The following is a 21,236-nucleotide window of genomic DNA, read 5'->3' as shown; positions in this document are numbered from 1 at the left end:
TTATATATATTACATGAATATGGCGTTAGAAGGGATGAAAGATGGAGAACCTAACAATTTTTACACCGACATATAATAGAGGATATCTTATACAGCGATGCTATGAGAGTTTATGTCGGCAATCTAATAAAAATTTTGTTTGGCTTATTGTAGATGATGGTTCTACCGATAATACTGAACAAATAATTAATTCTTTTATTAAGGAAAAGAAAATCAAAATAATTTATTTTAAACAAAAAAATAGTGGTAAACAAGTGGCCCATAATACTGGTGTATTAATGTGTACAACAAAAATATTTGTTTGTGTAGATTCAGACGATTACTTGTCAGATAATGCAGTACAGTTGATTTATGATACTTGGGATAAAATTGAAAGTGATAGGAAATTAGCTGGTATAATTGCTTTAAAAGGAAACAACTTTAGTGAAGTAGTAGGTACAGAGATGCCGAAGAATATTGAAAAATCGTCTATCTTTAATCTTTATGAGAAGCATAAATTTAAAGGTGACGCAATGTTGGTATTTAAAACAGATATTTTAAAAAAGCATTTGTTTCCTGTTTTTGAAGGAGAAAAATTTATTACGGAAGCTGTTGTCTATGATCAGATAAGCCAGAAATATGAGATGAAATTATTAAATAAAGTCTTGTATTTCTGTGAATATTTAGATGATGGATATTCGAAAAATATACAGTCAATTCATAAGAAAAATCCTAAAGGATATATGTATTTTTTAGAGCAAAGAATTGAAAACGCAAGAGATTTAAAAAGTAAATATAAAGCAGTTTCATATTATATTGCAGGGTGTTTAGAAATAAAAAGTATATCAGCCTATATGAATTGTAATTTTGGTTTCTTAAAATTTATTTCGCTCCCAAAAGGTTTAATTATATATATAAAGCCAATTATAAAGAATAAATTAGTTAAGTATAAAATAATAAAATTCTAATACATTGAGGTGAAAGGATTGAATAATGCTAAGGTAAGTATAGTAATTCCAACTTACAAAAGGGCTGATAAAATTGTAAGAGCTGTGGAGAGTTGTATTAACCAAGATTATAAAAATATAGAAATAATAGTTGTGGATGATAATGGAGATGGTTCGGAATTTAGAGCCAAGACCAAATCTTTAGTCAGTCCATATATTGAAAAGTACGGGGTTAGATATATAGAACATGAAGAAAATAAGGGTGGAGCAGGCGCTAGAAATACAGGAATCAGGGAGGCAACGGGAATTCTGATTTCTTTTTTAGATGATGACGATGAGATATTACCTAACAAAATTTCAGAACAAGTTGAATTATATAATCGACATAAAAATGAAAATGTAGGACTAATATATTGTTATTGTGAAGCAGTAAATGCAAAAGGCGCGCATAAACAGTACTACAATAATGATTTGCAAGGAAATCCCTTATATGAAAACATGTTGGGATGTATCGCTGGAACTTCATTATGGCTTTGTCCGAAACACGTATTAGAAGATGTGGGGTATTTTGAGAATACACCTTCTAAGCAAGATACAATATTATTATTGAAAATTTTAGCTGCAGGATATAATGTTTTTAGAGTTGATCAACCATTAGTTAAATATTATGAATATAATGACGGGAAAATTAGTGGTATAGGTTTAAATAATATTAAAGGAGAATGTAATGCACGGGTATTTAGTAGAAAATATTACTATAAGTTGAACGATGTAAATAAAATGTTAAATGTAGAATATGCATTCTCTAAAAAATTATTAACTTTATATTTATTAAATGGGCTAAATGATTTGGCTAAGGAAGAATTAAAAAATATGATTACCCTTAAACGTTATTCTTTTAATACTCTAAAAGGAGTATTAAAATACAACTTTAAAGCTATTTATAAAATATTTATAAATAATAAAAATAAAAGGCTAACTTAAAATGAATAATATAAAAAAGTTTAAAGGTAATAAATTCACCAGTAATACAATTTGGTTAATATCGGAAAAAATTTTTCAATTAATTTTAGGTTTAGTTGTAGGAATCTGGACAGCTAGATATTTAGGGCCTTCAAATTATGGAATATTAAATTATGGCGCCTCATTTATCGCGTTTTTTTCTGTAATATGTAGCTTAGGGTTAGAAAATGTAATCATTAAGTATTTTGTTGATTATCCAAGGAAAAATAATATAATTCTCTTTTCCGCTATAATAATTAGATTTGTTACCTCAATAATATCTATATTAGCAATTTATTTAATAGTTTCAATAACTCATTATGATGAAAAACTAGTTATTGCTGTTATAACATTACAATCATTAGCTTTAATATTTAATTCACTTGATACAATTGATTATTGGTTTCAATCGAGATTAATGTCCATGTATGTGGTAATAGCAAAGTCAGTCACGAGGGTTATTGTTAGCATTTGGAAAGTGTATTTATTAATTTCAAATGCTTCATTACAACTTTTTGCTTTATCAAGTTCAATTGAAGCTATGATTCTAGGTGTGATTTTATTAGTAGTCTATTTTAAAAAAAATCCCATTAACTTATCTTTTTCCAAATATTATTCAAAAGAGCTGTTTTTGAATGGCTATCATTTTATTTTATCAGGTCTTTTAGTAACTATTTTTACTCAGATGGATAGAATTATGTTGGGAAATTTGATTGGACAAGAAAGTGTTGGGGTATATTCTGTTGCATCAAATATAGCGACTTTGTGGTATTTTGTTCCATTAGCTGTGATTAACTCTGCTAGACCAATTATATTAAAAATGAAACAAATATCCATAGTAGAATACCAAGAGAAATTAAAGCAATTGTATGCATTTATTTTCTGGTTAGGGTTACTAGTATCTTTATTTATTACAGTATGCTCTAATTTAATAATACAAACATTATACGGACAACAATATATTGAAGCAGCTATTCCACTTGCGATTTTAATATGGGCAAGTGTTTTTTCTTTGTTAGGAACTGCACGAAATATTTGGATAGTAAGTGAAGGCGTTAACAAGTATACAAAATATTATTTTTTAATAGGTATGTTTGTGAATTTTGTACTTAATTACATCTTTATAAATTACTTTGGTGTAGTAGGTTCTGCTGTAGCAACTTTAATTGCCCAAATCATTACTACAATTGTGGCCCCATTGTTTTTTGCAAAAACAAGAGAATCTACATATTTAATGAGTCAAGCATTGATGTTAAAGGGGGTAATACCAAAAAGAAAAGCGGAGAAATAATTAAGAATTTTTACGATGGATAAAATATACTCTATAGTGTTAATTTAATAATATTTATATTAATTATAATCAGTTAAAATATGGTAGTAAAGCTTATTTTTTAGGATCTTAAAAGAAATTTTAAGGGGAATTTTCTATTTTAGTAGATTAATGCAAAAATTATTGATAGATAAGGAAGATAATGATGAAAATAGCTGTAGCTGGAACTGGATATGTTGGACTAGTCACTGGTGTGTGTCTTGCAGAACATGGGCATTTCGTTTCTTGTGTAGATATGAATGAAGACAAAATACAAATTTTAAAATCTGGAAAATCTCCGATTTATGAGCCAGGACTTGAAGAGTTAATGGTTAAAAATATGGATAAAATTAAATTTACTACAAATTATAAAAAGGCTTATAGAGATGCTGATGTCATTTTTATAGGTGTGGGAACCCCTGAGAAAGCAGATGGTTCAGCTGATTTACAGTATCTTTATTCGGTAGCAGTTCAAATTGCAGAAAGTGTTGAAAAAGATTGTATTGTAGTGGTGAAATCAACGGTTCCTATTGGTACTAATGAACGGTTAGAATACATTATCAAAAATAATCTTATGAATGATGTGGTTATACATGTTGCATCAAATCCAGAGTTTTTATCACAAGGTTCGGCAGTTAGGGATACATTACATTCTTCAAGAATTATTATCGGGGCAGAAGAAGAAAGTGTAGCGGATATTTTAAAAGAAGTATATAAAGATTTTGGTGCACCAATATTGGTAACGAAAAGACGAAGTGCAGAAATGATTAAGTATGCATCTAATGATTTCCTGGCGCTTAAGATTTCATATATTAATGAAATTGCTAACTTATGTGAAATTGTCGGTGCTGATATTGATGATGTAGCTAAAGGTATGGGATATGATAGTAGAATAGGGAATAAATTTTTGAATTCAGGTATAGGTTATGGTGGTTCCTGTTTCCCAAAAGATACTAAAGCGTTACATTGGTTAGCTAATTTCCATGACTATGAATTAAAAACGATTAAAGCAGCTATAGATGTTAATGAGAATCAAAAAATAAAATTAATCAAAAAATCACGTAAATACTTTGAAAGTTTAAATGATGTAACAATTGCTGTTTTAGGTTTAACCTTTAAACCAGGGACAGACGATTTAAGAGAGGCTCCATCTTTAGTTAATATACCCATTATGCTAGACGCTGGAGCGAATGTGAGGGTTTGGGATCCGGTTGCCTTTGATAGGTTTAAGGAACTGTACCCTAATGAAATAACATATTGTGCAACTATTGAAGATGCATTATTAGGAGCAGATATATGTTTTATTTTTACTGAATGGGAAGAAATAAAAGATTTTGAAATATCTAAGTATGGGGATTTAATGAAAAGTCCAATAATTATAGATGGAAGGAATTGTTATGAATTAGATATTATTAAAAAGGATAATGTTATTTATGATTCCATTGGAAGAGAGACGATTAATAATTTAAAATATAGCATGTCCTAAAATTAAGAATATGTATAACGGTTAATGATAGTAGAATAAGTATTGGGAAATTTTTCTATATTAGTTTAGTTTGGTAAAATAGGGTTCTTATTTCTATGCAATAAAAAGAAATATTTTAATTTGGAATCCTCATACTCTATACGTCAGTGTTATTTTGGATTTGGAGTATAGGAGAGAGAATTGCATATGCTTTTGCTTATACAGTTTCATGTAGAATGTAATTACTGTTTTTTTCTTTGAATTTTGCGCTAGCTGGTATAAGAAAAAAGTTTTGTTTTGGATACTTGGTATTATCTTATTTGTTGGTGTCGTAGGTATGTCGATAGCAACTGTAGAAAAACCCTTAAATATCCCTAGCAGTTATTGTATTGAAGTGAATACGGAGGGATTTAGAGATATTGTAGCTTTAGTAGATATTAATAATGTCTTAGAGTTTTCTTTAGAAGAAAAGTGTTTTTTTAAAGGAATAGTCACTTGACTGATGATTAAGCTTTAGCTTATGCATGCATAGAGAAGAACCACATGGTGACTTTGCTCATCAAATGCGTCAATGTCAAGTTATGCAAACTTATCTTATTTAGCTCATTATGTAGAGATGTTTATAGTAATTCAACAAATAAATTACGAACACATCGTGACTTAAATAAGTCACAAAAAAACAATTCCTTTGGAAGGAGTTGTTTTTTTGTAGGCTTATATTGTGAGATAAATAGATGAGTCGAATCAATGAATAAGAAAGTAGTACTTGCCTTAGTTGTTTTTATGTTGTTTGTCACTTTAATCGTGAACGATACATTATATTGAGATAATAAATTCGTTCGAGCACTTTCTATGAATGCAACAGGTAATACGAATATAATTCATCCATCAAATACAGTTTCTGGTGCGAAGAACAACCAAAAAGCGATCAAGTTATTAAAACAATTTGCAAAGTAAAATGGTTATGCATATGTTAATCATTGGAATACTTGGCCTGATGTATCAAAAAAAGCGATTTTACCATACATACAAGAAGATTTTAGCTTCCCTAGTGAGAAAGGATATGATATTTAGGCATAATGTGTAACAAATTATTTTGTGTCTAAATAAAAAATAGTTTAAAGAGGAGATTGTAAATTAAATAATTTCCGCTTTTTTTAATAAGTTATAGCAATGGAGGTTTAATTATGGCAATACTTGTAACAGGTGGAGCAGGATATATTGGTAGTCATACATGTGTAGAGTTACTAAATAGCGGTTATGAAGTTATAGTAGTGGATAATCTTTCGAATAGCTCGGTAGAATCTATAAATCGAGTGAAAGAAATAACAGGAAAACAATTTAAGTTTTATAAAGAAGATGTTTTAAATCGCGAAGCGCTTGACGCAATTTTTGAAGAAAATGCAATTGAAGCAGTTATTCACTTTGCAGGATTTAAAGCTGTAGGGGAGTCAGTAGCGATTCCATTAACATATTATCATAACAACATTACAAGCACGTTAGTGCTATGTGAAGTAATGCAGAAACATAATGTAAAGAAGATAATCTTTAGTTCATCTGCAACTGTATATGGTATTCCGGAAACGTCACCGATTACGGAGGAGTTTCCATTAAGTGCAACAAATCCATATGGTCAAACGAAATTAATGATTGAGCAAATTATGCGTGATGTAGCATTTGCAGATATAGAATGGAGTATCGCGTTACTTCGCTATTTCAATCCATTTGGTGCACACGAAAGTGGGCGTATCGGAGAAGATCCAAACGGAATTCCAAATAACTTAATGCCATATGTAACGCAAGTAGCAATAGGTAAGTTAAAAGAATTAAGTGTATTCGGAAATGACTATCCAACGAAAGATGGAACGGGAGTCCGTGATTACATTCATGTTGTGGACTTAGCAAATGGTCACGTAAAGGCGCTTGAGAAAGTACTGAGTACAACAGGAGTAGATGCTTATAACCTGGGCACAGGCATGGGCTATAGTGTACTAGAGATGGTTGAAGCGTTTGAAAAAGTTTCGGGCAAAAAAGTTCCTTATAAAATTACAGAACGTCGCCCAGGTGATGTGGCAGTATGTTTTGCTGATGCATCGAAAGCAAAGCGTGAATTAGGCTGGGAGGCAACACGCGGATTAGAAGAAATGTGTGCAGATTCTTGGAGGTGGCAGTCTGAAAATAAGACTGGATATCAAAAAGTTAGTAACTAGAGAATTGGTTATAGGTTGCTAAAACTTTCATTGAGTTATCAATATAGTTTGGCTTAAAAATCGAATTACATGTATAATGTATTTTATATTTTGAAGTTATAATAATTTGATAGCGGTACCTGAAGAAAGAAGGTTAAAAGCATGAAAAAGAAAATCCTATTTTGGATATTAGGAATCATAGGAGTACTAATTATAGGTGGAGGAGCTTACGCTTATAATATATATTCTTCCGTTTCAAAAACATTAGATGAAGTTCATAAACCATTAAAACGTGATCAAGGTAATAAACAAGAAGAAAAAATCAATAAATCTGAACCTGTTTCAATTTTACTATTAGGTGCAGATGAGCGCGGTAAAGATAAAGGTCGTTCAGATTCATTAATGGTCATCACGTTAAATCCAAAAAATAATTCAATGAAAACAGTAAGTATCCCTCGTGATACATACACAGAGATCGTTGGAAAAGGAAAAAGTGATAAAATTAACCATGCGTATGCATTTGGTGGCGTAGACATGTCTGTAGCGACAGTAGAAAAATTCTTAAATGTTCCTATCAATTACTATATTGAAGTAAACATGGAAGGATTTAAAGACATTGTCGATGCAGTAGGCGGTGTAGATGTTAATAATGATTTAGAGTTTTCTCTGGAAGGAAAGCACTTCCAAAAGGGAAATATCCACTTAACAGGTGACCAAGCTCTAGCATACACACGCATGCGTAAAGAAGACCCACGAGGCGATTTTGGTCGTCAAATGCGTCAACGTCAAGTGATGCAAGCTGTTATTAAGAAAGGCGCAAGTTTCTCTTCTTTATCAAGCTATGGTGATGTGTTAACAGCAATTCAAAAGAATGTGAAAACAAACTTAACGCAAGATCAAATGTTTGATATGCAAAAGAATTATAAAGATTGTCTGCAGAACAGTGAAGATATCCAAATCTCAGGTGATGGTCACATAGCAGCTGATGGGATTTGGTACTACTATGTTCCAGAGGCAGCAAAACAAGATTTAACGAATAAGTTAAGAGCGCATCTTGAAGTGACTAAATAATATGTAATAACCCAACTCCTTTGGAAGGAGTTGGGTTTATTTTTGCATGGATTTATATTAGTATTATATATTGTGAGATTAATAGATGAGGTGAATCGATGAATAAGAAAGCAGTACTTGTCCTTGTTATTTTTGTATTGTTTGTAGCTTCGATTGTGAGCGGTAAACTATACTGGAATAAGAAGATTGCGAATGCAACAGGACAAACACAAACGAGTGAAGTAACGAAAACAAAGGCTGAAGTGAAAGATAGCGGAGCGAAGAAAGAAGAGAAAAAGGAAGAGAAAAAAGAAGAGAAAAAAGAAGAGAAAAAACAAGATACGAAGTCATCTTTTAATGAAGCATATGCGAAGAATTTGCCAGATGCAGTGAAAGAGAAGTTAAAGAAAGCTGCTGAGGATAAAAAGGCATTAAATCTTGTTATTGTTGGTGATGAAGCTTCTTCATCTGAAAAAGGTGCTTGGACAGCTAAGTTAACGTCTAATTTAGAAACTGCTTACGGTAAAGGTTTATGGAATGTGACTGTAAAGGAATATAAGGGTGAAAGCACAGAAGAGTTAATCGCGAATAAGCGTGATAAAGAGATTGCGAAAGAGAATCCAGATGTAATTTTATTTGAGCCACCATTTATTACTGATAACGGTAAAACTGGTAATGGGAACTCTGTCGCAAATACACAGAAGTTCGTTCAAGCACTTTCTACTAGTGCAAAGGGTGCTACGATTATGATTCAACCATCAAATCCAGTGTATGGTGCGAAAAATTATCCGAAAGCGATCGAAGCATTAAAACAATTTGCGACGCAAAATAATTATACATATATTGATCATTGGGGAGCGTGGCCGGATGCATCGACAAAGGCTATCCTACCATATTTAAAAGAAGAATTTGGTTTCCCAACTGCTAAAGGTCATGAAGTTTGGGCACAATATGTAACGGATTATTTTGTAGCTAAATAATAAAAGGGGAGAGGGTATCGTCGACAAAATATGTTCGACAATACCCTCTCTTTTTTTGTACGATTTTTGCTATACTAAACTGTACTATAATACATGATGGAAGGAGGAGAATGATGAAAATACTTGTGGTTGATGATGAATCGAGTATTCGTAATTTGATTCGGATGCAGTTGGAGATGGAAGGTTATGAAGTATTAGCGGCGGCTGATGGGAGAGAAGCTTTAGAGCGATGGAATGAAGGACCAGATGTATTGATTTTGGATGTTATGCTTCCGGATACGGATGGGTATGAGTTGCTTCGTTTGTTCCGTGAGAGGGATAGGGATATTCCGGTGCTTATGTTAACGGCAAAGAGTCAGATGAATGATAAGTTGCTTGGCTTGCAGCTGGGTGCTGATGATTATGTGACGAAGCCGTTTAATTATGCGGAGCTTATTCTTCGAGTTAAGAATATGGCGCGGCGTGTAAAGAAGACGGAGGCCGCTGTAAGTCATGAAGTAATTGAGGCTGGAGAGATAGTGATTTGTCCTAAGGAAAGAAAGGGACATGTGAGTGGACAAGAGATTCAGTTAACGTACCGAGAGTTTAATTTATGTCAGTTATTTGTTTCAAATCCGCAGCGTGTGTTTATGAGGGATGAGTTGCTTGAGAAAGTATGGGGATTTGAGTATATCGGAAATACGAGAGCAGTTGATATTATGGTGCAGAGACTTCGCAAGAAGCTTGGGACGAGCGGAGAATATATTAAGACAATTTATTATGGCGTTGGCTATAAACTGGATTGTTAAATGGTGATGGTATGTCTTTAAAGCGAAATATGGTGTTCGGAATAGTTGGGCTGTTAATTCCGATTTTTGTTCTTTTATATGCAGTTGTTTATATTACGTTAGAAAAGAATATGTATCATAACGCAGCAGATTCTTTAGAAAAGTTAAGTGTAGAAGCACAAATTTATACGATGAATTATTTAGAGAAGGAAGCAGAAGTGGATACGCTTGGTTCGAATTCACTTTTAATTGCGTCGTATTTAGCGAAGCGTATGGATGTCCGTGTGCAGATGATCGGGAAGAATGGCGATGTTGTTGCAGATACACAAAAAGGAGCATTGCTTCACCGTAACATCGACATTGAGAGTTCCTTGAAGGGGAAGAAATCTTATGTTTTTGAGGAGGCGGATCCAGCTCCTATTCTTTTGTTTTCAAGCCCAGTATATTATGGAAACGATGTCATTGGAAGTATTCGTTTTATAAATGAGTTAACGGGTGAGAAGGAAGTTTTAACAAATGTGAGCTGGACGTTCTTAATGACATCTCTTTGTTTAGTAGCTACCGGTATTTTCTTTGCGATTCGTTTGGCGAAGTCTCTTCATAAACCAATTGATCAGTTGAGACAAATGGCACAGAGGCTCGCGAATGGTGATTATAAGAGTAAGATTGAGTTAAATGAGTACGTAGAAATCGCTCAGCTTTCAGCATCTTTTAACGCGATGGCCGATGGAATTGAACTGCATATTAAGCAACTGCAGGAGGAGAAAGAGAAGCAGAAAGATTTCCTAGACCGCATTACGCATGAGCTAAAAACACCGCTAACGGCAATTATTGGTTATGTTGATTTAATTCCAAAGTTACAATCGAAAGAAGATGTACAGGAAAGTCTTCGTTATGTGGCTGTGGAAAGTGAGCGTTTATTATCACTTGTAGAGGAACTGCTTAAGTCCTCGAAATATGGGACGAGTACGCTTGAAGTGTCTCCTACAGTTGTGAACATAAAGGAATTGGCAGAAGAAGCAGTTTCACTTGTGAAACCTCGTCTAAATCAATTTGAAATTGAAGTGATAAATGAGTTAACGGATGTACATGTTGTTGCGGATTTTGATAAGACGAAGCAAATTTTCTTAAATGTGCTTGATAATGCAATTAAGTATAGTGATGCTTCGCACATTCGTATGAATGTAATTGTAAATGAGCATGAGGCGAAGGTTTTTGTTCATGATGATGGAATCGGTATAGACGAAGAGGTGCTTGCAGAGTGGAATGAGTCTCCAAAAGGAAAGGCACTTCCTTCTAGTTACGGGAATGGTTATGGTTTGTATATTTGCCAGGAGATTATGAATAAGCAGGGCGGAAGTATGCGGATTGAGAGTAGTGAAGAAATAGGTACTACAATATTCATTACATTTTTGCTTCCGAGAAGGATGGAAGACATAAAAAACTTGAAAGCGGTTAAATGATACATTTATGAAACAATTATGCGGTATTTTTGAAACAACGTTTTTTTATCTTGGAGGTAGGCAGAAATGAAAAGGCTATCATTTCAAATTCTTATGTTTGTCATTTGTATGATTGTTTCTCTTGTTTTGTTTTATGTTATGGAGAAGCAAATCTATAATCGAATCAACATTGTAAATGATAAACAAGCCGTTTTATAAAGGGTGAATGAATCTCTTCCAATCGAAGTGAAAGTAAGACATGAAAAGTGGGGAGAAATTGTTGTAACGGATGAAGTTCGTTTGCATACGATTGTTACATTCTTTGACCGAATTCGAATAGAGCCAGGGGACGTTAAGAGCCAAGAACAAGTATTTACTGGAGAAGTAACGTACTTGAATGGACATAAGCGTACTTTTGCATTAGGTGACTTGTTCCAGTATGGGGAAAATGTATACGGAAAGAATGGCATGGATCCGATGATTTCAGCACTTCAAACGTATTTATTAAGCCTGTATTACACGCCAGAGCGTATTAGTGATTTCTTTGCTTCAGCAAAGGATGTCGTAGTACGTCAAGGCGATGTGGTACGTACTATCAATCTTACGTACATACTTGATTCTATTCGATACGCAAAGCAAATTACAGATTACGGAGAAATTCAGAAGTTATTACAATCGCAGAATGAACCGATTGCTTATATTACAGCTTATAAAACAGGTAAGCGTGTAAAGAATGATCGTGAAGATATTCTTACGATTTCTGTGTATCCATCGTACTTTGTTGTGCAATATCTCGGTGATAATAACGGAAATGTCATGTATATGAAAGGCTCTCTAGCAGAGTTATTCGTAAAGGAGAATGCGTCATGAGAAAGATAGCCTTTTTCTTCTTTTTGCTAGTAATTGGAGGAGCGATGTCTAGTTGCTCTCGAGATACAACCTCTATTAAATATAGTAAAAATGGTCTCCCTATTTTGGATGATCGTCATATTGTTGCGTATGTAGCGGCTCGTGAGGAAGTTGGTGAAGCGTTACTTTCATCATTTTGTAAGCCGCGCGGATGTACGTATGAATTTATTCGTCTTTCAACAGAAGAACTTCTTCGTAGAGTGGAAGAAGAAGCTGGAAATCCGAAGGCGGATATTATTATTGGCGGTACAATAGATGCGCATCAAATGATGAAGCAAAAAAATCTTTCTATTCCTGTGATAAGTCAACATGCAAATCGTATTTCAAAAACTGTTAAAGATAAAGATGGTTATTGGTACGGTTATGAAGTGGAGAAGCTGGCAATTGCGATTAATAAAGAGCGGTGGAACGAGGAAATAGCGCCGCTCGGTCTCTCGTATCCGTTAAGATGGAAAGATTTATTGAATCCAGTATATAAGGGAAAGATTGTCATGCCCGATCCAAATGTTTCAGGTACAGCATATACGTTTTTCCAATCACTTATTGATACGTTAGGTGAAGAGGAAGCGAAGGAATATGTGAAGAATCTGGCAGAACAAGTTGGAGAAGTAACAGTGAATGGTTACATCCCAGCGGAACTTGTTACGAGCGGTGAATATATGGTAGATCAGAGAATGCTTCAAAAACAAGGCTTTCCTATTTTAAGTAACGAACCTCAGCAAACAGGGTTATCCGTTAATGCGATTTCTAAACTAAAACGTGCACCGAGTGGTATTATTGCGGATTTATTTATTGATTATTGTTTATCAGAAGAAGCGGGTCACATTTTAGAAAAAGTGTCGTTTGGCGTACCAACGATGTTTGCGAAGAATGAGAAAGAAATAGAAGGACAGCCGGTTAGAAGGACGAACCAAAATATATCAAATAGCGGGATAATCGAGATATGGAATAGACAGCGTCTCTCTCTGAAGTGAGAAAAGGAGACGGAAATATATGTTTAAATGGCTCAAGCCAGCACCTGCAATTGAAAGATTGCCAGCGGATATGATCGACCGTGTATATCGATTACTACGTATTCGTGTGTTAATGGGGATTTCAGTTGGATATGCTGCTTATTATTTAGTTCGTAGTAACTTTACGTTATCAAGTACGTATTTAGTACAGCTGAAATTGGTCTACTAGGTTCAGTAATGGCAATTGTTTATGGATTTAGTAAGTTCTTTATGGGAATTTATCAGATAAAGCTTTCGCCCAGCGCTTTATCGCAGTCGGTTTATTCTTATCAGGGCTTGTAAATATTTGTTTCGGCTTTGCGATTGTTACATTACTTGTTGTTAACGGTATTGTACAAGGTATGGGAGCACCACCTTGTAGTATTGTTATGACGAAATGGTTTTCGAAGAAAGAACGTGGTACGAAAACAAGTCTTTGGAATATTTCACATAACGTTGGTGGAATGCTTGTGCCACCACTTGTCGGAATTGGTGTAGGTATTTTCGGTGAAAATCATTGGCAAGGCGGCGTGTTTATTTTCCCTGCGATTATCGCAATGGTAATTGCAGTACTTGTTTGGATCAATGCGAAGGATACACCAGAATCTGAAGGTCTTCCTCCAATTGATGAGTATCGTAATGACTATGAAAATCTTGAAAAAGCAGATAATGCTAACAAGATGTCTCCAAAAGAAATTTTAATGAAGTATGTAGTGAAAAATAAATTTGTGTGGTTCTTATGTATTGCGAATGCTTTTGTTTATTTAATTCGTTTCGGTGTTATTAACTGGGTTCCACTTTATTTAACGACAGTTAAAGGATTTTCAAAAGCAGAAGCGCATGCGGCATATGCAATCTTTGAAGGTATGGCAATTCCAAGTTCATTAATCGTTGGTTTTTTAAGTGATAAATTATTTAAAGGAAAACGTATGCCATTATGTATTATTAGTATGGTTGGAGTTGTTGTTGGTACGTTTATATATCGGCAAGCAACTAGCGTACTTGTTGTAAGTATTGCAGTTTCTATTATCGGTTGTTTAATTTATGTACTACAGTTCTTAATCGGTTTAAGTGCGATGGAATTAGTACCGAAATTTGCAGTAGGTACGACAGTTGGTATGTGTGGTCTATTCGGTTATGTAGGCGGAAGTCTTGTAGCTAACGCAGCAATTGGTGTTATTGTTGATAGTTCTGGCTGGGATGGTTGTTTCATCTTACTATTAACAGGTGCGGTTTTATCAACAATTTTCTTATTTATTGTTCAGCGTGGACATGAGAGAAAAGATCCTAAAGTAGCGTAATATTTTGTTTGAAAAAGCTATCCAATTGTGATTGGATAGCTTTTATATTAGAAAAACAAACAGTATGTAAAATTGCAGTTTAATATGTAAATGATTTTTATTAATTAATATAATTTTTTTAGATTTAATAAACCAATTACGTACATAGTTAGACCGAAAAATCCGCCGCCACAGATGAAAATTACAACCTTAAATAAAGAAATAGAGATTTCCTCTGAACCTACATAGGGAAGGATATAATTCATAAAAACAAACATTTGAAAGCCCCAAAGCACACCTGCTTTTAAGCCAGCTTTTCTTAATTTTTTCTTATGTTGTAAATATTCTTCTTTTGTTGCACATTCAGTATCACTTAAACCTTTTTTCTTGAATTTAAAGGCTAAATAATTAGCTTAAATCATATTAGATAGAAAAGTGAATATTGTTCCTATAGATATTGTGTGGTTCATAGTATCAACAAGTAACATAATAAGCATTGCCAACATATTCAACCACCATAAACCAATTCCAGCTACAGATAATTCTTTATTGATTTCTTGTTTTTGATATTCATCTCTCTCACTCAGTGTTCCAACAAAACTATTATAAACTCTTTCTTTCCATTCAATTTTCATCATTTAATCTCCCTCCCAAAATAGACTGTTTAAATCTGTTTTTAGTGCTTTTGCTAATTCGATACATAAGGCTAAAGAAGGGTTATATTTATTATTTTCAATTAAATTTATTGTCTGTCTTGCCACGTTAACTTTTTTAGCTAACGCTAGCTGCGATAGCCCTTCAAATTTTCGATATTGTTTAACGTTATTCAAATATAACCCTCCCATTTATGGTTGTAGATCTCGTGTACCAAAATGTCATTTATATGTGACATTTTATAATTGAATAAATGAAATGTCAAATATATATGACAAAAATGACAATAGTACAATTAGGAAAATGATTTTAATAATTTATCTTGGTAAGAAGTTTATTAATAAAAGATGGCTTACATTCATATAGAAAGTACTTGAAAATTCAATTTAAATTATCCTTTTTCCTTTCCTTAAATCTATCTTAAAAGATATAATGTCATATTTCTAATCATTGGAATTTTTGTTACAATATAAATGGATGTGTAAAACTTTGTAAAAAGATTGTAATAATATACAATTTATTTTCAGAAAGTTTTATACAATTATGGTATTTATTAAACTATTAATTTATAAAGGGAGAGAGAATATGTTACCAAATACGGTTCGTACTCCAAACAAGAAGAAGAAATGGATTATTATTGGGGTTATTGCACTAATTGTTATTGTAGCGGCAATTAATATTTTTGTTATGCAAGGTAAGAAGAAGGGTGTATCAACAAATGCTGATGCTGTAAGTTTTGAGAAAGTGACAGAGCGTAAGCTGAATAATACGAAGTTAATTTCTGGTCAGGTGAAACCTGGTAATATTGAAAGCTTCTATGCAGATCCGGCCAAAGGGAAAGTGAAAGATATTGAGGTAAAAGAAGGGCAAGAGGTAGAGAAAGGTACGAAGTTATTCTCTTATGATAATGAAGAGATTAACCTTCAAATGAAGCAAGCTGACCTTGATCAGAAGATGGCGGATATGCGTTATGATCAGGGGAAAAAGAAGATTGATTCTTTGAAGAAAGAAATTAAGAAGGCGAAAGATAGCGGAGCTGGGAAAGAAGTAACAGATCCGATGGACGAGCAAGTAAACGAGTTAGAGATAGGGCAAAAAACAATTGACCTTGAGAAAGAAAAAGGAAAGTTGCAGAAAGAAGAGTTAAGTAAGAAGCAGAAAGAGCTTACGATTTATAGTAATTTCGCTGGTGTTGTTCAAAAGTTAGATAAAGATACGGCACAAAGTTCATCTCAAGCGTTAGGTGGTCAAGGAAAAGCGTTTTTACAAGTAGCTTCTAAAGATCCATTCCAAGTTCAAGGGACGTTAACTGAGCTTCAAAAGTCACAAATCCAAAAGGACCAAACATTCACTGTAACGGCAAAAGCAAATAATAAGAAGAAGTGGACAGGTAAGATTACAGAGGTAAGCGAATTCCCAACGAGCGCAGAGATGGCGCAAGCTGGCGGCGTGGGTGAAGCAACTCAAAATATGTCTCAGTATACATATAAAGCAAGTCTTGATAGTCAAGATGGTTTATCTCCAGGTTATCACGTTTCTCTGCAAGTAAACTTAGAGAATAAGACGATGATTGCTGTCCCAAGTAAAAGCATTGTAGAAAAAGGCGATGATGCATTTGTTTATGTTGAGGATAAAGGGAAGCTTCGTAAACAAAATGTGAAAAAAGGTTCTACTGATGGAGACTGGACAGAGGTTATAGAAGGCGTAACAGTGGGGCAAAAGGTGGTTAAAAATCCTTCCGACGATGTGTATGACGGAATGGAAGTGAAAGAGAAATGATTACGTTAAATAATATTGCTAAAACTTATTATCAAGGGAAATTGGCGGTGCCGATTTTGCATGGTATTAGTTTAACAATTCAGAGCGGTGAGTTCGTTTCTATTATGGGGCCATCCGGTTCTGGTAAGTCAACGCTTATGAATATTATCGGTTGTTTAGATCGTCCAACAGAAGGCGAATATGTGCTGAATGACGTGAATATCTTAACAGCAGACGAGTCAAAGCTTGCTTTAATTCGTAATGAATATATTGGCTTTGTATTCCAGCATTTTAATTTACTACCTCGTCTTTCCGCAGTGGAAAATGTTGAGCTTCCGCTCGTATATGGTGGCGTGAAGAAAGCGGAGCGTCGCAAACGTGCTTTGGAGGCGTTAGGTAAAGTTGGATTGGCAGATCGCGTGCATCATTTACCAAATGAGTTATCAGGTGGACAGAAGCAGCGTGTAGCGATTGCAAGAGCGATTGCGAATAATCCAACGTTTATTATGGCCGATGAACCGACTGGTGCACTTGATACGAAGTCTGGTGAGCAAGTTATGGATATTTTCACGAAGCTTAATGCAGAAGGTACGACGATTGTTATGGTTACGCATGAAGAGGAAGTAGCAGCGTATTCTTCCCGCCGCATTGTACTGCGAGACGGGAAAGTTACAGAAGATAGAAGGTGTGCGGTATGAGTTTACTAGATAGTATAAAAATTGCCTTATCTTCTATTTTAGCTCATAAACTGCGTTCAGCTCTTACGATGCTCGGTATTATTATCGGGGTAGGTTCGATTATTACTGTCGTTGCAATTGGGCAAGGCGGAGAAGCGATGTTGAAGTCGAAAATCGCTGGTTCTGGTAATAATCTTATGCCAATTCAATTTAAACCAGATATTAATGATGAGTTTAGTATGGGTGGGCATCAAGTACCGAAATTAACAGAAGAAGATATTATGGAAGTAAAGCAAGTTAAAGATGTTTCTCATGTTATTACGACGAATAATACGATGGAAACAATGGATATTAATGATAAAAAATCAATGATTAATGTTATTGGACTTGATAGTGAGTATTTTGAAGTAAATAAAGTGAAAGTGGTTAAAGGCCGTTCATTAAATGAATCTGATATTTCACAAGGAAATAATGTTGTTATGATTAGTACGAAATCAGAAGAGACGTTATTTAAAGATGAAAATCCAGTAGGGAAAATTATTGAAATGAAAGGGCAACCGATGCAAATTATTGGTGTCTATAAATCAGATAATGAATTTATGGGGTTCGAGGCTGAGGAAATGTTAATTCCTCTTACTTTATGGCCCGTCTTATACGGAACAGATGAAATTCAAAGTATCGCCATTCAATCTAAAAACGTAGATAATTTAGAAACGGCAGGGAAAAAAGCTGTTGATGTATTAAATAGTCGTAAACCAAGCGATATTCCAGGTAAATATGAGCTGGTGAATTTAAAAGAATTCCAAGAAGGTGTTTCTAAAGTTACTAACATTATGACGATGATCATCGGTGGTATCGCTGGTATTTCACTAGTCGTTGGTGGTATCGGTGTTATGAATATCATGCTCGTATCTGTAACAGAGCGTACGCGCGAAATTGGGATACGTAAAGCACTTGGAGCAACGCGTAGTAAAATTTTATTACAGTTTTTAATTGAAGCCGTTATGTTAACACTTCTAGGTGGTTTAATCGGAATTGGTCTTGGGTATGGTGGAGCATATATCGTTTCTACATTCGCAAAATGGCCACCACTCGTTTCATGGGAAGTTGTCGTTGGAGGCGTACTGTTCTCGATGACACTCGGTATTATTTTCGGATTAATTCCAGCGAACAAAGCTGCAAAATTAGATCCAATTGAAGCATTGCGTTATGAGTAATTAATAGTGTAGTAGAACTACACGTTACCGTTCTAGTGGGCGGTTCGTAGCCTCTTGCGTGAGGAAGTGAACCGCCCGTTAGAACGGGTTATATAAATAGAAGGAGGCGTTATAATGGAAGCAAATATTAATACGCAAGATGTAGTTTCAAAAAAGCCATCATTATTTGGAATGATTACTTCTCCAGGTGAGCAGTTTGAGAGAATGAAGACGAAAAGTCCGATATGGGGAGTATTTTTCTTATTTGTTATATTAGGAACGATTATAGCAACAGCAGTGTCTTACTTAACATTAATTAGTACTCCAGAATTGGCAAAAGAATTAAATGGTGAAGCAGGGGCAATGGTAAAAGGATTTACCCTTGGTGGAGGCGCACTTGTTGGTCTATTAGGGACACCTATAGGTCTCTTTATTGCGGCAGGTTTTTATAAAATTATTATGATGTTTATGAGCAATGATACACCGTACATGAAAATATTATCGATTTACTTATATGCTAATCTGGTTTATTATATCGGCGGATTGTTAAATGCAGGATTAGGATTTATTTTTGATGGAAATGGCACTGATGTTTATACAAGTTTAGCTCCTTTATTTGAACAAGGGACAGTAGCACATGGAATTGCCTCTTCAATTGAAATTTTTAATATTTGGAGCCTCATTCTAACAGGACTAGGCTTACACATTGTAGCTGGTTTAAGTAAGAAAAAAGCTACGATTTTAATTGTAATCTTCTTTATCCTAACAATTGCATTAGGCGTTGTAAGAGGTTTAGTAAGCGGCTTTGGTGCATAACATATTATTTTAAAAAGGTGACTCTTTAAAGGAGTCACCTTTTTTATTTTTACCCTTACTTCAATTACTACCAGCAGAATTTTAAATACGGTTTAGTGTAATTTCAAATTCCGTCGGTAGTATTTGAAATTACTCACAGTGAAATCTTTTCTTTATTTTTATATTGTGAAGGTACCGCGGAATACTAGAAAGGTATACCTTTTAGAAACGGGTACTGTGTGAAGCCAGCGACTTTTAAAGAGGCAGTTGTTTTGTATGAAGGGATGATTGTAAATCAAATAAAGAAATTAGGTATTCGTAAAGATTATGAAGAGTATTATCAATGTGGTTTAATCGGTCTTTGGCATGCGTATGAAAGATTTGATGAAAAGAAGGGGTATTTCCCTGCATATGCAGTTGTAACGGTGCGAGGTTATATATTAGAGAGATTGAAGAAAGAGTTCGCAGTGCAGGAGAGATGTGTATGTGTAGGAGAGTATGAGGATATCTTTCATTTTGAGGACGTTGAAATAAGAGTGAAGGATTTTATGAGCGTGTTAGATGAGAAGGAGAAGTATATTATTTTTGAACGTTTTTTTGTAGGGAAGACGATGGGAGAAATCGCTTTAGAGACGGAAATGACATATTATCAAGTAAGATGGATGTATCGGCAAGCACTCGAGAAAATGCGAGATAGTGTAAAAGGATAAAAATAGAAAATAGAATGGAAGGTAAGGAAATACTACCTTCCATTCCATTTGTTATTAAGGTGATGAATCTTGCATGTTCATTTGGGATAATACATATCCAGCTTTCCATAATTGCTGGCTTAACTTATGGGGACTAATTTGTATCGTTACGGTAGCTCCATTTGAAAAATGAATTTTAGCTTGTTTAGCTTTTTTGAAAAACTCTATTGTATGAACATGTTTGAAGAAAAGCCAAATGCAATTTGGAGAAGCAGGAGATTCTGTTGGGAAAGCACAAATATATTCTCTATGATTGATCGGAATTGGAACGTTTTGTTTGAATTTAAATTTTGTTTTTACGGCATTACGTCTCCCTTGATAAGTAGAATGAATATTTGTTAGACAAGATTTCTGTATAAGTTGGAGAGCAGTTTGACAGGAGTAAAGATGGTTCCCGCTACTGTCGATAATTTTTGTGCGGTAATAAGGGTGTTTACATGGTTCAAGCATCATTGTAGAACTAGAAATAAAAATGTTGTTTTCATTATCCATAATTCTATATTCTCCCTTATAATTTTCATTCCGAATATAATTATATATAAATTAAGTAAATTTACTGTTAATATTCTATTTCATATTGTAAATTTTGGCTATTCGTTTACAATCAATAGGTGATAGTCTTTCTAATTTGCATCGCTTGTACATATATATGAAAATAGAAAAGAGTAGGCGGTGATATAGTATGAAGAAAAAGTATATTATTATGGCTTTAGTTGTCGTTCTCCTAGTATATTTAGCAAACAGTAATCCGAGTAAGGGCGAATATACAGAATGGGCAGCGAAGCAGTTTATGAAGCGTAATGATGTGAGTAAGAAGCTAGATGAAGTTCAAAAAGAGAATGAAGAGGGTCTCCTTGGCGACTTGGCATCGGCCGGTAAAAAGTTAGCGAAAAAGTATGTTGAGCCACAAGTTGGGTTATTAATTGATCATTATACGAAGCGAAATGATTATATATTCTTCTCAACATATACGACTGAGTTTGATATAGGTGAAGAACATTATAAGTACGTATGCGTCGGTTTCTCAAAGATTTTTATTCCGATTGAAATGCCGAAGAAAAAAGACGAATCTGCAAAATGATGCAGATTCGTCTTT

19 protein-coding genes and 4 pseudogenes are annotated in these 21,236 nt (G+C 34.2%); 20 read left to right on the top strand and 3 right to left on the bottom strand.

Annotated features, from left to right (window positions below; genetic code table 11):
- Positions 1-41 precede the first annotated feature (41 nt).
- The 14 genes and pseudogenes from V7S45_RS25990 (at position 42) to V7S45_RS25925 (ending at position 14,332) form a co-directional block, all read left to right on the top strand.
- A complete protein-coding gene (locus V7S45_RS25990; protein WP_060851514.1) occupies positions 42-947 on the top strand; it encodes a glycosyltransferase family A protein in 906 nt (301 codons plus the stop codon).
- A gap of 18 nt (positions 948-965) precedes the next feature.
- Positions 966-1,910, top strand: coding sequence for a glycosyltransferase family 2 protein (locus V7S45_RS25985; protein ID WP_060851515.1), 945 nt, complete (start codon positions 966-968; stop codon positions 1,908-1,910).
- 1 nt (position 1,911) lies between these two features.
- Positions 1,912-3,219: a flippase gene (locus tag V7S45_RS25980; RefSeq protein WP_060851516.1), complete on the top strand. Its 1,308-nt coding sequence runs from the start codon at positions 1,912-1,914 to the stop codon at positions 3,217-3,219.
- A 181-nt stretch (positions 3,220-3,400) separates the two neighbouring features.
- Positions 3,401-4,723 carry a UDP-glucose/GDP-mannose dehydrogenase family protein gene (locus V7S45_RS25975; protein WP_081097508.1) on the top strand — a complete coding sequence of 441 codons (1,323 nt, stop codon included), beginning with the start codon at positions 3,401-3,403 and terminating at the stop codon, positions 4,721-4,723.
- A gap of 304 nt (positions 4,724-5,027) precedes the next feature.
- Positions 5,028-5,289: pseudogene (locus tag V7S45_RS25970) on the top strand (LCP family protein); the annotation flags it as partial.
- A gap of 600 nt (positions 5,290-5,889) precedes the next feature.
- Positions 5,890-6,912 (top strand): UDP-glucose 4-epimerase GalE, encoded by a 1,023-nt coding sequence (gene galE / locus V7S45_RS25965; RefSeq protein WP_342761582.1) that lies wholly within the window; start codon positions 5,890-5,892, stop codon positions 6,910-6,912.
- A gap of 123 nt (positions 6,913-7,035) precedes the next feature.
- Positions 7,036-7,962, top strand: a pseudogene (locus tag V7S45_RS25960) (LytR family transcriptional regulator); the annotation flags it as partial.
- Between the two features lie 98 nt (positions 7,963-8,060).
- A complete protein-coding gene (locus V7S45_RS25955; RefSeq protein ID WP_342761581.1) occupies positions 8,061-8,921 on the top strand; it encodes an SGNH/GDSL hydrolase family protein in 861 nt (286 codons plus the stop codon).
- 113 nt (positions 8,922-9,034) lie between these two features.
- Entirely contained in the window at positions 9,035-9,709 is a 675-nt protein-coding gene (locus V7S45_RS25950; RefSeq protein ID WP_342761580.1) for a response regulator transcription factor, read from the top strand.
- An 11-nt stretch (positions 9,710-9,720) separates the two neighbouring features.
- The gene (locus tag V7S45_RS25945; protein WP_342761579.1) at positions 9,721-11,151 is read left to right on the top strand and encodes a HAMP domain-containing sensor histidine kinase; all 1,431 of its coding nucleotides are present in this window, start codon (positions 9,721-9,723) and stop codon (positions 11,149-11,151) included.
- A 66-nt stretch (positions 11,152-11,217) separates the two neighbouring features.
- A complete protein-coding gene (locus tag V7S45_RS25940) occupies positions 11,218-11,349 on the top strand; it encodes a hypothetical protein (protein ID WP_342761578.1) in 132 nt (43 codons plus the stop codon).
- Positions 11,350-11,352: 3 nt separating this feature from the next.
- Entirely contained in the window at positions 11,353-12,000 is a 648-nt protein-coding gene (locus V7S45_RS25935; RefSeq protein WP_342761577.1) for a DUF3919 family protein, read from the top strand.
- Positions 11,997-13,013: an ABC transporter substrate-binding protein gene (locus V7S45_RS25930; RefSeq protein ID WP_342761576.1), complete on the top strand. Its 1,017-nt coding sequence runs from the start codon at positions 11,997-11,999 to the stop codon at positions 13,011-13,013. Before V7S45_RS25935 ends, V7S45_RS25930 begins: the two co-directional genes overlap by 4 nt.
- 19 nt (positions 13,014-13,032) lie before the next feature.
- Positions 13,033-14,332 (top strand): annotated as a pseudogene (locus V7S45_RS25925) (MFS transporter).
- Between the two features lie 104 nt (positions 14,333-14,436).
- Here V7S45_RS25925 and V7S45_RS25920 read toward each other — a convergent pair.
- Positions 14,437-14,949 (bottom strand): annotated as a pseudogene (locus V7S45_RS25920) (DUF3278 domain-containing protein).
- Positions 14,950-15,141 (bottom strand): helix-turn-helix transcriptional regulator, encoded by a 192-nt coding sequence (locus tag V7S45_RS25915; protein ID WP_342761575.1) that lies wholly within the window; start codon positions 15,139-15,141, stop codon positions 14,950-14,952.
- Between the two features lie 409 nt (positions 15,142-15,550).
- On the opposite strand from V7S45_RS25915, the gene V7S45_RS25910 reads away from it, so the two are divergent.
- From V7S45_RS25910 to V7S45_RS25890, 5 genes are all read left to right on the top strand, one after another.
- Positions 15,551-16,744 carry a biotin/lipoyl-binding protein gene (locus V7S45_RS25910; protein ID WP_342761574.1) on the top strand — a complete coding sequence of 398 codons (1,194 nt, stop codon included), beginning with the start codon at positions 15,551-15,553 and terminating at the stop codon, positions 16,742-16,744.
- Positions 16,741-17,421 (top strand): ABC transporter ATP-binding protein, encoded by a 681-nt coding sequence (locus V7S45_RS25905; RefSeq protein WP_000631630.1) that lies wholly within the window; start codon positions 16,741-16,743, stop codon positions 17,419-17,421. The genes V7S45_RS25910 and V7S45_RS25905 overlap by 4 nt, the downstream gene beginning before the upstream one ends.
- A complete protein-coding gene (locus V7S45_RS25900) occupies positions 17,418-18,617 on the top strand; it encodes an ABC transporter permease (RefSeq protein ID WP_000054380.1) in 1,200 nt (399 codons plus the stop codon). Before V7S45_RS25905 ends, V7S45_RS25900 begins: the two co-directional genes overlap by 4 nt.
- Before the next feature lie 114 nt (positions 18,618-18,731).
- On the top strand, positions 18,732-19,412 hold the full coding sequence (locus V7S45_RS25895) for a Yip1 family protein (RefSeq protein ID WP_242278355.1): 681 nt from the start codon (positions 18,732-18,734) through the stop codon (positions 19,410-19,412).
- 218 nt (positions 19,413-19,630) lie between these two features.
- Positions 19,631-20,101, top strand: coding sequence for a sigma-70 family RNA polymerase sigma factor (locus V7S45_RS25890; RefSeq protein WP_002025078.1), 471 nt, complete (start codon positions 19,631-19,633; stop codon positions 20,099-20,101).
- Positions 20,102-20,155: 54 nt separating this feature from the next.
- Here the strand turns inward: V7S45_RS25890 and V7S45_RS25885 are convergent, their stop codons facing one another.
- Complete coding sequence (locus tag V7S45_RS25885; RefSeq protein ID WP_000368309.1) at positions 20,156-20,632, bottom strand: competence protein ComK; 477 nt, start codon at positions 20,630-20,632, stop codon at positions 20,156-20,158.
- Between the two features lie 190 nt (positions 20,633-20,822).
- On the opposite strand from V7S45_RS25885, the gene V7S45_RS25880 reads away from it, so the two are divergent.
- Positions 20,823-21,221, top strand: a complete 399-nt coding sequence (locus tag V7S45_RS25880; protein ID WP_000731405.1) for a DUF4359 domain-containing protein — start codon at positions 20,823-20,825, stop codon at positions 21,219-21,221.
- The last annotated feature ends 15 nt before the right edge of the window (positions 21,222-21,236 follow it).

Origin of the sequence: Bacillus sp. BR3(2024), assembly GCF_039134555.1 — a bacterium.
Taxonomy (GTDB): Bacteria; Bacillota; Bacilli; order Bacillales; family Bacillaceae_G; genus Bacillus_A; species Bacillus_A cereus.
This window is presented reverse-complemented; position numbering and strand designations above follow the sequence as displayed.